Source organism: Desulfomonile tiedjei (genome assembly GCA_016212925.1).
In the GTDB taxonomy this organism is placed as follows: Bacteria; Desulfobacterota; Desulfomonilia; order Desulfomonilales; family Desulfomonilaceae; genus JACRDF01.
Map to the genome: position 1 here is coordinate 47208 of JACRDF010000010.1, position 12676 is coordinate 59883.

Sequence of the window (12676 nt, forward strand, 5' to 3'; positions counted from 1 at the left end):
TGAGAGCAGAAGAAAAGGCTGTTGACGAATGCAAGGACAGGCAGTGGGAGCAGGACTATCAGGAATGGACGAATGACCCAGAGAGGTTTTACCAGGAACAGTATTATCCGGCATGTTTCGGGTCGTGCGATCCCTATGATCTTCCCTATCCATATTACTGCCAGTATGAGTGCGGGCGTATGGACGCATGTCAGATGCTATATATGTGTCGCCTCCGAGAGTCTAATTCGCCTGACGATATGTATGAACAATGGCCAGAGGAAGAAACTCAAGACTAAGAATCGTCTTTCTTACGACCGGTGACTGCCGGTAGTGAATAACTGAAAGGAGATGGTTATGAAAACAAAATTTAAGATCGACCGTTCACTGGATGACAACGGCATAAGACACGTCCAGGCGGTATTAGAGCGTTACCTACGCTCTAACGGGAAATCAATATCATTCACAAAGTCTGTGGTTCTTATCCGGGAGGAGTTCTCTAACCCAGTGGCTGAAGTAGAGTCGCTGCTGAGGTCAGACATTATTATCAGAGGCTCCTATTTGACAGTTGAGCAGCCAAATTGGCCCGAAATGACCGGACGTATCAGGTTTTCGTTAATGAAGACTCCATCTCGGCTCGTCGGCAATGTTACCAGACATGCCGCGGAGACTTTGGAAACGGACCTGGATGACCACGACAATGAGTGGATCACTGAAGAAGACGCGTTTGCTCTTCTCAAACGTGAGTTTGCTGAAATGGCTGATGAGGAGATCGACAACCTGCTTTATGGCGATGCTTTGCTGGAAGGCTCCACCTTGGAGCGGATTGACATTGACGGCCTGAAAATGTTCAGGAACAGGCCGGCAGTAAAACGTGCATGGGAGGAAGGTGACTGGAATGGGCTCGCTTAGAGATCAACTACGACACAGGAAACAGGCATTGGAAGTGCAACAACCCCCTACTACCACCTCTGAAGAATTGGAGCAGATGATTGACGAGATGAGGTCTCACCTCCAGCAGGGCTTTAGTCTATTGGAGAGCGTGTGGGCCAGATGTTTAGGTAATAGGGAACTCGCAGCGAGCATTGATGACCCAGACGAGTTCGTGGAAATTGTGGAGGCAGCAGAGAAAACTGGAGAAATCGCCCGCGATATTAACTCAATTGCCACAACAGGCAAGAGTTTCATTGATGGATTCACGAAATCCTAACGAGGAGAAGGCATGGGCTCACTCAGAGATCTACGCGATAGGAATCGCGAGACAAAAAGCATTTTGAAAGAACTCTCAGAAGACGCTAGGCAAGTAATTATGGCACTCAGCTATTCGGGTTACGTCCTCGAAAATACCGCTCAGGGGTGGGCAGTCATGCCGCCTGAACCGCGGAACTCGCTAATGGTTCCCCTCGCTCGCGCTAAACTCTCAACAATCAGTCAGGTCCGAAAACTAAGATTGTTGAGAATAGCAAATGCAGAGGAGGCTGGGAGAAAAGAAACGTTTGTGCTCACGCCATTGGGTCAGGAAATAGCCGAAGTATTAGGTCTTCCAGGAAGGTGCGCAAATCTGTTAGAAGACCTTAAAAATGATTCTGAGGAAATACAGAGAGATTCCGCCACAAAATTGCACGATCTATTGTCCAAATCTGGACTGAAACGTGAGGATCTCAGACCTTTATTTAAGTGGGACGAGGATTACTTTGATTGGCTTTGTGAGCGTTACCAAAAGAGGATCGAATATGAAAATGCTACACGACAGAATATCTGAACTCTATCACACGTCACAACAACTCAAAGGAGAACCTCACGTGAGCCTATCTCAACTCACGCGGCTCTCCCAGGAGGCAGACAAGGTCCAGGAGATGGCTGAACTATTGTTGTACGAGGCTATCACCACCAGTGGAGACTTACAATGAAAGCACAAGAAACTGAAAACGAACTGCACGAACTCAGGTTACTTTGCTACGGCCAACACCACGGACATCTCACGTGCTGTTCTCATTGCCAGTGGAGGGAGAGTTGTGGGGCTATATGTGAGGTGCTTCGATACCGAGGTCGGGACGAATCTGGAAGAGGAATAGTATGATGATCTTGGTATCTGACAAAGTGGCACCTACTGTCAGAATGTCAGATGCCAGAGTATCTGACAAAGTGGCACCTACTGTCAGAATGTCAGATATTGAAATATCAACTGGTTATCAACCACCACAACATATAGTGGTGTCAAAATGGAACCATATACAAGATGTGCTACTGACAAAGTGTCAACTGAAATAAGGACATTGTACTTATGTACCATTACTCCTATTCTTATTTCTTTATAAGTACAAAAAGAAAGATCTTTGGGTGACACAATGTCAGATACTCCCGGAGGAAACAGTGAATCATAACTTTCATGCGCTTGATATGGTCAAACTAAGTAAGGAACTGCCTTCTACAAGTATCCTTTTGCTTCAGTATTTTCTTTGGTCAGACTTTCCCTACGATGAGGTCTATCTATCCATTCAGTCAATCATCGAACAGACAAACCTGAAAGAAAGAACCATCATCAGGGCAACACAAACTTTGGAGAAGGCTGGAATCTTAACCGTGAGGCGTTTCAAGCAAGGCTCTGGAGAGGTCAACAGGTACAAAGTAAGCATGGATAGTCTTCAGGCCCTTATTGATGAATGTGAAACGAATACGTCTATCAGTCCTACCCCAAAGAGTCCCAAGGGGTCATCTAATTCAGTACCTCTTCAGGTTCCGCTGGAGGTTCCTCCTGACGCGTCTAGTCAGGACTCATTCCAGGACGCGGAACCCGAGCAAGAAATAGACGATATACAGGTATGGGACCCCCCAAACTGGGTAGAGGACTCCAGTCTTCCTGCTCAGGATTCAGTACCGCCGGTGATTAGCCAGGACAACACACGATTTGACATTGACTCTGATGCCCAATTGGCCGCTTTGGACAAGAAAATTATTGAGGGTAAGTGCAACGCCCATCTGCTCAGATATTTGGAACGAAACTCACTGGTCTACGTGAAAGTAGCAATTGATACGAAGAAATTGATTCCAGGTAAGGGGTTGGACTGGAATAGGATGGAGCAGTTTGACCTGAACTATGCCAAGCTAATTGAGATGTACACAGAATTTGCGCGCTACGAGAAAGAGACGAAGACAAGACGTGAACAAGAGGCACGACGGATCTAAACGAAAAGGAAACAAGAAACTGTTTTTCTTCGTATAGCTGTTCAGATATGTCACAGACTTCAACCCAAGCGGAGCCATTTCAATTCTAAGCGACGTTCCTGATCGCGGCGAGGGGATTTATGAGGGATCGAGAGAGGAGACGACAATTGAGCGAGTATATCGACCTTGACCTGCTCCAGAAATTTCAGCACGCCGGAGACTTGGAGGCACGAAACACTTTGGTTGAGCGCAACATGGGGCTGGTCTATACGATTGCTCATAGTTACGCCAGGTTTGGTGTTCTTATTGAGGACTTGGTACAGGAAGGCGCATTAGGTCTTATCAGAGCCTTGGAGACCTACCAACCTGAGAAGAGCCAATTCTCTGTCTACGCTGCTTTCTGGATAAAGACACGCCTCCACAGCGTTATTGTAAAGGATTGGAGCCTTGTGAAACACGGCACTACAGCACTGGAAAGGAGACTTTTTGCGCAACTCGGCAAATTGCCAGACCTCTCTGACCAAGGAGCAGTAGAACAACTGGCGCGCAGGGTTGAGGGATCTGTTGCAGAGGTTACAGCCATAGTGGAACGAATCCTGCGAGACGACTTATCAATTTCATATCCAATCAGTGATATTGGAACGCTGGAGGACTTGCTGGGGCACGACTCTGAGCAGCAGGTCGCCGCGGAGCAGGCAGAATTGCAGGACACAATTGCTGAGGCTGTCCAAGGTTTAAGTGATACAGAGAAGTTCATTATTGAACAGAGGTTCCTCTCTAAGGACTGCCTTACCTTCAGGGAGTGTGGGAGGCGTTTAGGTATTTCGGGTCAGCGCGTAGAACAACTCCAGCATAGAGCATTTAGGAAGATCAAGAGATTTTTGGTGAGATATGGGTATCAAGAGTCGGCCTAAAAAAATGAAGTCCATAAAACCCAACTAAAATATAGTAAAACTCTATCACACTAAACTTTTCTATACATTTTCTTGAAACACCAGCTTGACACCGCCTGTCTCAACTATTACTATATAGATAGTTTAGGAGATAGACCTCATGCCTAAGACACAACTTACTGAAACAAAACGACCCCCAAAGCCCATTGTTGCTGTTCAATTTGACGACATAGTATTAAAGCTTGTCCAAGACATTGCTCATTCGGACCGACAAACACTTGCTGGCACTGTTCGCAGGCTCGTAATAGAGTCATTGCGTCAACGCGGCTGCGAGTTTTAACCTGCCATAAGTCCCACTGCTAGTTACTTCCGCTAGAATCCTCACTGCTAGTTCATAGAACTCCTTTCAGAGCAAATAATGCCCTCTGTCAACATAATAAGAACTTGGCATTCCTTGTACAAGTCGGCAAAGCAAGAATGGCTTCGTACCATATCCAACGAACTCTTTTCAGTATTACAGCCACTAGGTTTTGAGCCTCTGCCAGATCCAGTCAAGATCGCAAATACTAGGGGGCAAAACCTTTTCAGCATTGTATTTCATAGAGCTTCCGTCGAACTCATTATCACTGCAAGAACAAACGACGGTCTCCACATTGTCATTGACGCTGGCGAGAAACACGTTCGCTACCCCGGACCTGACGACTCCAAGTTAGAGACCACAGCCGAATTGGCAGACATGGTCAGACTCTGGCTCACATTAAACAACCACACCTTATGATTCTTGGAGGTTTCACCTTATGTTCGATCGTACAGACGACGCCACAGTGACCACGGCACCTGACGCCACTATCACTGTAGATACAACCACGACAGCAGATAGACCTGACTATGGAATTTTCTCAAGAGCCTCGATAACCAGTGCAGATGGCACCGCGACAGTGGTCGTTCCCTTGAGGCGCGGCAAATTGACTCTGGAGACTGACACAGAGTTGCTCGCTGCCTGGGCCATAGATAACGCCGCCAGCGCTGTGACCACAGAAGCAAAGAAACATAAACCTTAACACTTGCCTATTGCCGCGAGTTTCTCCTGTCTCGCGGCAGGAGGGGATTTCAGCAAGCGGGGTCTTTCACTCCTTTCACCCTGCTTTCCCTCCCACCAAACTGAAATCCCCTCCATATTTTTGTTTATTGTCTCAGGGCCGGTAGACGTTGAATTGGACGAGTAAAATATGTTGAAAGTCAAATTGACCTTAATATTAGTGCTTGGCATCCTGCCAAGCGTAATAGTTGGTTTGCTGGTTAATATAGAGAGCGCATTACTTATATTTATGGGTTTTCTCGTAGGGTTCTCACCAGGACTACTGAGGTGAGTATGGACATAGAAAACTTAGAACAGCAATTCGCTACTCTGTCAGCAGCGATCTCTTCCTTTCTTCAGGGCAACGAACCCTCCACGAAGAGTCAATTCTTTGGCTATGTCGCCATAAGCACCAAACTCGAACTCAAACTCATATCCCTCAAAACAGAGCTATCCCTGGCTCTTGCAGATACGAGAGCGGAGTTTGACAGGCAGTTAAGGGAACTCAATAGCCATCTACCTGATAAATCAACACGGGACGCCAGAGACAGACTTCGGTGGGAACCAGTTCCTCTTGATTTGCGCCAGACGATGGAAACTCTGGAGACTTACATTTCAGCTCTTGAGGACTACAAATGGCTACTCCAGGGGCAGAAGAAGACGTTTGAAAGGTTTGTGCAGCACATTGGAGGTCAAGAATTTTGATCGTCATTGCTCTCGATCTCTCACTCACTTGCACCGGCATGGCTGTTTACAACAGTGGCAACCGAGATTGGACAAGCATCAAGACCTCACCAAAAATGCTGCGCCATGAGCGTTATCAACAGATCGCAGTTACAGTGGTCAACGCAGCTTCCAAAGGCAGTTTAGCTTTTCTTGAGGATTACGCCTACGGTGTAGGACCAGCGGCGTCACAACTCTCAACTCTTTCAGAACTAGGTGGAGTCGTTAAGTACAGGTTATGGCAAGCAACTGGCATTTATCCAATAGCCATTGCTCCTGCAACCATCAAAAAGTTCGTTACAGGAAAAGGCAACAGTAAGAAAGAGCAAATGCTCCTCCACGTCTATAAGAAATATGGCTTGGAGTTCGCTACTAATGACGAGTGTGACGCCTATTGCCTCCTAGACCTCGCCTTAACTGCCTTGGGACATTCTCACCGCGACCTTAACCAGAAAGAACAAGAGGCGGTGAGTGTGGTTCAACAACTGCTCAGGGCGCAGAAGATTCTGAACCTTGTGGCAAATTTGCCCTCACACAAATAATACATGCCCCCCAAAAAACCATCTCCTATACCAGCAATAGCAGCAGACGATCCTGAACTCATAGCCAAACTCAGGCTCGTAACCCACCCTCCAAAGAAAAAGGCAATTCTTCTCGACGGCCTATCAGACGAGCAGCTAGTCCAGGTCTACACAATGTTGTCCAATGGGCACGAGAAACGACGTATTGCCAAGATCATGCAAGAAACGTGGGGGCGCTTCCCCACTCACAGCCAGAAGGGTATTGAAAGCGCGTTAGGTAAATTCGCGGTAGCTACGATTGGACACAGGCGAGACTTCGTACACAAGACTAAGGGACGCCGGTCGTCAGGTGAAAAAAGGGCCTTAGAAAGGATTCGCAAACAAGAGCGTTTAATTCGGGCCAAACTCGATGAGATCAAAGAATTAGGCAACCTTATCTTTGACCTAAAAGACGAGTTTGAGCTGTGGCGAGAAACGGCACGATCACAGGGGCAGCCACTCAAATATGTTTCAGATACAGCACGCTTAATTTTGGACGCTCTTGATCGCTATGTTGATTTGAGACAGAAACTCGGATTGTTAGATATTCGGCCCAAACAGATTGACGTCAATGTGAGGCAAGCCTCCATTCTCCTTCACCAAACAGTCGAACAACCCGACCAGATTACAGACCTTCTCTCCTCCTTCAAAACTGAACTTGAATTGATAGCAGGTCCGGTCCCAGACGCTTCGGAGCCAGAGACCGCTGAAAAGGCCATAGATATTGAAACTGACTTACTCACAGAAGTATGTCAGCCGCGAACAAGCGATTCAATTATTGACGAAATTAGCGACTCAGAATGGATCGAGCCACAAAGGCCGCCAGATAGTTGAGAAATACGTCGAATCCATACCGGCTGACAGCAACGGCAACATACGATTAGACCAGATTTATGGTCTGCTTGATAACCTCCAAAGAGCGGTGTCTGAGGGGGACGCCTCTTTCTTACAGCAAAAGCGCGGCTATAAGTTTACTCGCGTTGTTGACGTTATAGAATTCTGTGAAAGCAAAGGATTCTTCAGCGCCAAGCGTGAGATATGGCCCTCAACAAAAGACTCTCTATGGAAAATATTTCATGGCGACCCTGAACCTCTCGAAGTCGTCCTTACAGGCAGTGCTGGCTCTGGTAAGTCTTCAGTAGTTGTCTACGCCTTCGGGTATATGTCCTACCTCTTAGGCTCTTTGCACTCTCCACACGCCGAATTCGATTTGATGCCTTCCAGCATCATACACCTCGCCATTCAGTCTCGCACTCAAGACATAGCTCAGGACGCCATTTTTCGCAAACTCAAGTGGTACGTGGACGAATCCCCCTGGTTCAATGAGTTCTTTCCCCGCAAAAAAGACATCAACAACAAGATCATCTTCGTTGGTAGCAATATTGAAATTATCACTCTGACCGGCAACACAGACAGCGGGTTAGGCAAAGATATTATCGCTTGCGCCATAACAGAAGCAGGCTTCTTTGACGTTGTCAAAGGGTCAGTTAAACTTCAACACAGTGACAAGCAGATTTGGGACGGGGCAAACGAGGCATATACCGTCTTAAAGAACCGCATGGAAACAAGGTTCAGTAGACCTGATGGTGGTTATTGGGGCAAACTGTTCATAGATTCCTCGGCAAATTACGAAGGTGATTTCACAGATCGCAAGGTTGAGCAAGCCCGCACTGACAAGAGCATTCTCGTCATAAACAGAAAACTATGGGAGAGCAAGCCAGGTTATCCTCCAGACGAGCCACGATTCCTCGTCCAGTTGCCCACTGACTCATCACCGGCGCGTCTCTTAAACTCTATTCAGGAAACAGACGATTACTCGCCTGAGATCGATCCTGCTCTCCTAGACAACGACGAGTATCTGGAGCAAGAGCTGGGTGCCATTAGAGTTCCTGTGAGGCACCTCCAGAGGTTCAAGGACGACATAGAGCAGGCACTCAAAGACCTCGCTGGCATCAGGTCAGCAAAAACCTCACGTTTCATTCCATTTGGCGACAAGATCTCTCTCGCATCAACCTCCTTCAACGAAAGAACCCGCGGCGAACAGATATTCCTCCTCGACAACGTCTCACTTCGGGACTTGTTTGGCACAGGTGGAGAGGACGTGGACTGGTCGAAACTTATCAACTACCACTACCTCGAACAGATCAACATGGGAGGCGAGTTTAATTTCTCGGTCCACGTTGACGCCTCACTGAGTGGGGACGCCACGGGCATCGCCTTTACCAGGATCATTGACACAGTGTTAGTGGATAAGTCTCAGGTCTATAATCAGGCAGCGGGACAGTTGGAAACGATAGAAAACGCAGAAATGGCAGTTTACTGCGTTGACGGTCTTCTCAGGATATTTGCACGGGCCGGTGAGCATATTGAACTCAAGGTCATCCAAAACCTGATTCTCCACCTGAAAGAATATATCACTATCAAATATGCCTCGGCAGATTGGATGGATTTGCAGTTTGCTCTCCAGGAATGGCGGAACAGAGGCATCCCATACGTACAGCCTGTTAGTGTTGATAAGTCGCCAGCCTCCTATTTTACGCTCAAGAATGCGATTAGAGACGAGCGTGTGTTGTGGCCTTACCACGAGGTCATGGATCGAGAGGCTCGTAGGCTCCAACGAATTATTAAAGGCGGCAGGATTCAAATAGACCACCCCAGCGGGACTACTGAATCCAAAGACGTTATTGACGCTATCGCCGCGACAGTGGGAGTCCTGTCCAGGACTGAGGCAAGAATAAGACTAATGGAAAAAAAGGAGCAGGAGGAGGTTGGGGACGAAATTGACCAAGCACCTCGCCGGCGAGTCTATCACAGCAGGCGTGGTGGTAGGAGATACTGATAATTGATAGATCCTGACAATGAATTGGTAAGGCAGGCACGTCTAGGTTCTCAGGACGCGTGGACACAATTGTACGAGCGTTACCGGAGACCACTGGCGTCTATGGTCTATTCGATCCTGCGAGATTACTGGGAGTCAGAGGACTTAGTTCAGGACACTTTCGTAAAGGCTTTCTGCAACCTCTCCACGTTCAATGGTGACTCTGCCTTTTCCACATGGTTGATACGAATTGCACTCAATACAGCGCAGAATAGATACCAATATCTCCACACGAGAGGACATTACGCAGACCTGCCTGAAAGAGACGAACGGGCCTGTGAGAGCAATATTGAGGACACCTATATCAGTGACGAGACTGTGGGGATCGTTGAGGACCTATTCAATGACTTCGACCCCGAAAGGGCTGAAATTCTACGCCTTAGATTCATTCAGGAACATGGATACGAAGAGATAGCCTCCACCCTAAACATGCCTCTTGGCACAGTAAAGACACACCTGCATAGATCCAAGAAAGTCTTGTGTGAACGCCTCCAAGTTCTTGGCTTGCACTGCTAGTTATCACGCCTAGTTACCTCGTTGGTACATCTTGTCGGCACTTCTTGTCTTTCCGGTAGCAATTCAATTTTCAATATTTGGAGCGACGTATGAGTGAGATCATAAAGATTCCAGTTTCTGACGTTGTGTTTCGAGAGGACGTTTACCCTAGGATTAAGCACGATCCTGTCACGGTTCAGAAATATGCTGAGGACCTGGAGGTCCTGCCCGCAATAGAGGTGAACCAGCATAAGGAGATCATCGACGGTTGGCACAGGTGGACTGCCCATAAGAAAGCGAAAGCCGAATATATCGATGTTGCCATTACACAGACCAACAGCGATTGCCATCTTCTTGAATTAGCCATTCAGAGAAACGCCTCTCACGGTCTCCAGTTGAGTCAGGACGACAAGCGCAGTATGGCGCGCAGGATTTACCATCTCACACCTGAACGAGAGCGGGACACAAAGAAACGTGAGTTAGCTGCTCTCCTCTCAGTGAGTGAGCGGACGGTACGCGGCTGGTTGTCCAATATAGACAAAGACGCTCGTGAGGACAGGAAACGGCGCATATTTGACGCTTGGCTATCTTGCCATACTCAGGAGGAGATAGCAGAACAAGAGAATGTTACTAAGTCAGTGGTCAATGAAATTTGTTCGGAAATGGCAAACTTGCCAGAAGCGAACAAACCTGTCGCCTCTCACCTAGTTGACTTTACACCACCTCTCTATAACGTCTGGACCTTCCAGAAAAAGACAAACAATGTCTCTCACTTCGGCAACAGTGAGGTCACCATTGTTGATAACCTGCTCTATCTCTACACTCAGCCTTTTGAAATTGTGCTCGATCCATTCGCCGGTGGGGGCTCCACCATTGATATTTGCAAGAAGCGGTTCAGAAGATACTGGGTCAGTGACCGGCTGCCAATACCTGAGCGAGAACATGAGATAAGACGGTGGGACATAACTGATGGTCCGCCTCCGGTTCCAAGGTGGAAAGACGTTCGTTTGGTGTACCTCGATCCTCCTTACTGGAAACAAGCGGAGAGCCAATACAGCACAGATGAATCTGACTTGGCCAATATGTCTCTGGACGAATTCAACAGATCGTTATCAGGTCTGGTCAACGCACTGTCTAAGAAACTCCACGCAGGTAGTCATATAGCCTTATTGATCCAACCAACACAGTGGCGGGCTCCTGACAAACAATACACCGACCACGTAGCGGACATGCTCAGGTCTGTTGATCTTCCTATCAGCATGCGTGTGCAGTGTCCTTACCAGAGCGAGCAATGCACACCTCAGATGGTTGAATGGGCAAAAGCAAACCGGCAATTGCTTGTGCTGAGCAGAGAATTGGTAATCTGGGAGATACTGTGATGCGGGAATTGGGCCATGCGGCTGCATTGACGCCTTTTGGCATCTGGATTCGAGAGAACTGCAAGCAGGTCCATCTAATAGTTACAAACTTGGACTATGTGTTGTTTGAGTATGATCTGCGGCGAATGATGCTTTTGGAGGAGAAACAATACTTTGGGCGCGTCCATAGGGGACAACAGTCCGTGTTCAAGATATTGGACCAGATATTGAGCGACCATGCCGCTTCCTATGATATTGACTATTGGGGATTTTACTTGCTGCAATTTCGTAGCGACGGCCATTTGCCGGGTCCTGACATGCGCCTGAACGGATACACTCTCACTGAGGAGGCACTGATACGCCATCTTAATTTTGAGGAGCAGATCGTGCCTCCTCGGAAGATGAATTGATGTCCAAAGGCTCTCTGGCGGAAGAATTTATCTTCCCTCCATTTACAGTACTCAATGCACGCACAGGCGATTGGCAGAAAAGAAAGGCGGCATGGATAAACCTGGGTATTGAGTCTGAACTTGGACGTGATGTGATCTCTTGCGAGAGAACGGGTCATACCTGTGCAACAGAGAAACTGATGGACATTAAAGGAGGCTTTGGCAATCAGAGCCTTAGAGCGGGTGCGTCAGTCTTTGATCCAGTCCTCACAGAACTCCTGCTTACTTGGTTCTGTCCTCGTGGCGGAGCTGTGCTTGATCCCTTTGCAGGCGGCAGTGTTCGCGGTGTAGTGGCTGCCTTGTTAGGGCTGAAATATGTAGGTATAGACCTGTCTCAGCATCAGATAGAAGCCAATGAAGCACAGTGGTCAACCATTTCAGCGTCAAACTATATTAACAACATACTTGGACGGTGCTTGTGCCAAAAACCGATCAAGCCACAGTGGATATGTGGAGACGCTGAGGACTCAAGAGTGCTTCTTAGTGAGAAGGTTGACTTCATTTTCACATGTCCACCATACGGCAACCTTGAACGTTATACAGACGATCCACGGGACCTGAGTAGTATGAACAAGAGTAGTTTCTTTGACGCTTATCGGTCCATTATAGCAGATACGATCTCACTGCTGAGAGACGATAGGTTTGCGTGTTTTGTGGTTGGTGATTTGCGGGATAGCCGCGGCAATTATTGGAACCTACCGGGACAAACAATAGCAGCATTTGAGGAGACTGGAGCCTGTTTGTACAACGAAGCTGTCTTGGTTACTCAAGTAGGCAGTCTACCTATTAGAGTAGGTAAGCAGTTCAGGACCTCGCGCAAGTTAGGCAAGACCCATCAAAATGTCCTGATTTTTCTGAAAGGCGACGCAAAGAAAGCGGCGCAGGTCTCCATTTGACCTACTATTGTCCACCGAGACATTGCAATAATGGACAGTCTGAGATCATTGCGCCTCCTAGCGGCGGCATTATTCTCGATCCTTTCAGTGGGTCAGGTTCGACGGCCGTCTTGTGCAAAGAGTCGGGCGTGGACTTCATTTGCGTTGAGAAGGAAGATGAGTATTGCGAGATTGCTGAGAGGCGCTTGATTGACTCTTGAAG

General features: G+C 47.7%; 16 protein-coding genes. All 16 read left to right on the top strand.

Translation table 11 applies throughout. From position 1 onward, the window contains the following. The first annotated feature begins 336 nt into the window (after positions 1–336). The 16 genes from HY913_04205 (at position 337) to HY913_04280 (ending at position 12674) form a co-directional block, all read left to right on the top strand. A complete protein-coding gene (locus HY913_04205) occupies positions 337–891 on the top strand; it encodes a hypothetical protein (protein MBI4962456.1) in 555 nt (184 codons plus the stop codon). 28 nt (positions 892–919) lie between these two features. Next, positions 920–1189, top strand: coding sequence for a hypothetical protein (locus HY913_04210; protein ID MBI4962457.1), 270 nt, complete (start codon positions 920–922; stop codon positions 1187–1189). Between the two features lie 12 nt (positions 1190–1201). Beyond that, positions 1202–1741 (top strand): hypothetical protein, encoded by a 540-nt coding sequence (locus HY913_04215; GenBank protein ID MBI4962458.1) that lies wholly within the window; start codon positions 1202–1204, stop codon positions 1739–1741. Continuing rightward, the gene (locus tag HY913_04220; protein ID MBI4962459.1) at positions 1713–1889 is read left to right on the top strand and encodes a hypothetical protein; all 177 of its coding nucleotides are present in this window, start codon (positions 1713–1715) and stop codon (positions 1887–1889) included. The genes HY913_04215 and HY913_04220 overlap by 29 nt, the downstream gene beginning before the upstream one ends. 463 nt (positions 1890–2352) lie before the next feature. Next, positions 2353–3165 carry a hypothetical protein gene (locus HY913_04225; GenBank protein ID MBI4962460.1) on the top strand — a complete coding sequence of 271 codons (813 nt, stop codon included), beginning with the start codon at positions 2353–2355 and terminating at the stop codon, positions 3163–3165. Between the two features lie 146 nt (positions 3166–3311). After that, positions 3312–4058, top strand: coding sequence for a sigma-70 family RNA polymerase sigma factor (locus HY913_04230; protein ID MBI4962461.1), 747 nt, complete (start codon positions 3312–3314; stop codon positions 4056–4058). Positions 4059–4834: 776 nt separating this feature from the next. Then, positions 4835–5098: a hypothetical protein gene (locus tag HY913_04235; GenBank protein MBI4962462.1), complete on the top strand. Its 264-nt coding sequence runs from the start codon at positions 4835–4837 to the stop codon at positions 5096–5098. A gap of 311 nt (positions 5099–5409) precedes the next feature. After that, the gene (locus tag HY913_04240) at positions 5410–5820 is read left to right on the top strand and encodes a hypothetical protein (GenBank protein ID MBI4962463.1); all 411 of its coding nucleotides are present in this window, start codon (positions 5410–5412) and stop codon (positions 5818–5820) included. Next, complete coding sequence (locus HY913_04245; protein ID MBI4962464.1) at positions 5817–6380, top strand: hypothetical protein; 564 nt, start codon at positions 5817–5819, stop codon at positions 6378–6380. Before HY913_04240 ends, HY913_04245 begins: the two co-directional genes overlap by 4 nt. Positions 6381–6383: 3 nt before the next feature. Continuing rightward, positions 6384–7232, top strand: a complete 849-nt coding sequence (locus HY913_04250; protein MBI4962465.1) for a hypothetical protein — start codon at positions 6384–6386, stop codon at positions 7230–7232. Then, a complete protein-coding gene (locus HY913_04255; GenBank protein MBI4962466.1) occupies positions 7177–9237 on the top strand; it encodes a hypothetical protein in 2061 nt (686 codons plus the stop codon). The genes HY913_04250 and HY913_04255 overlap by 56 nt, the downstream gene beginning before the upstream one ends. Positions 9238–9240: 3 nt before the next feature. Continuing rightward, positions 9241–9792, top strand: a complete 552-nt coding sequence (locus HY913_04260) for an RNA polymerase sigma factor (protein ID MBI4962467.1) — start codon at positions 9241–9243, stop codon at positions 9790–9792. 89 nt (positions 9793–9881) lie between these two features. Next, positions 9882–11150, top strand: a complete 1269-nt coding sequence (locus HY913_04265; protein ID MBI4962468.1) for a ParB N-terminal domain-containing protein — start codon at positions 9882–9884, stop codon at positions 11148–11150. Beyond that, complete coding sequence (locus HY913_04270) at positions 11150–11539, top strand: hypothetical protein (protein ID MBI4962469.1); 390 nt, start codon at positions 11150–11152, stop codon at positions 11537–11539. Before HY913_04265 ends, HY913_04270 begins: the two co-directional genes overlap by 1 nt. After that, entirely contained in the window at positions 11539–12474 is a 936-nt protein-coding gene (locus HY913_04275) for a DNA methyltransferase (GenBank protein ID MBI4962470.1), read from the top strand. Before HY913_04270 ends, HY913_04275 begins: the two co-directional genes overlap by 1 nt. Next, the gene (locus tag HY913_04280) at positions 12471–12674 is read left to right on the top strand and encodes a hypothetical protein (GenBank protein MBI4962471.1); all 204 of its coding nucleotides are present in this window, start codon (positions 12471–12473) and stop codon (positions 12672–12674) included. The genes HY913_04275 and HY913_04280 overlap by 4 nt, the downstream gene beginning before the upstream one ends. Positions 12675–12676 lie beyond the last annotated feature (2 nt).

Bases quoted from the DNA above. Each gene is read 5' to 3' on its own strand.
- HY913_04205 (MBI4962456.1), top strand. From the start codon at position 337: ATGAAAACAAAATTTAAGATCGACCGTTCACTGGATGACAACGGCATA.
- HY913_04215 (MBI4962458.1), top strand. From the start codon at position 1,202: ATGGGCTCACTCAGAGATCTACGCGATAGGAATCGCGAGACAAAAAGC.
- HY913_04220 (MBI4962459.1), top strand. From the start codon at position 1,713: ATGAAAATGCTACACGACAGAATATCTGAACTCTATCACACGTCACAA.
- HY913_04235 (MBI4962462.1), top strand. From the start codon at position 4,835: ATGTTCGATCGTACAGACGACGCCACAGTGACCACGGCACCTGACGCC.
- HY913_04240 (MBI4962463.1), top strand. From the start codon at position 5,410: ATGGACATAGAAAACTTAGAACAGCAATTCGCTACTCTGTCAGCAGCG.
- HY913_04250 (MBI4962465.1), top strand. From the start codon at position 6,384: ATGCCCCCCAAAAAACCATCTCCTATACCAGCAATAGCAGCAGACGAT.
- HY913_04265 (MBI4962468.1), top strand. From the start codon at position 9,882: ATGAGTGAGATCATAAAGATTCCAGTTTCTGACGTTGTGTTTCGAGAG.
- HY913_04270 (MBI4962469.1), top strand. From the start codon at position 11,150: ATGCGGGAATTGGGCCATGCGGCTGCATTGACGCCTTTTGGCATCTGG.
- HY913_04275 (MBI4962470.1), top strand. From the start codon at position 11,539: ATGTCCAAAGGCTCTCTGGCGGAAGAATTTATCTTCCCTCCATTTACA.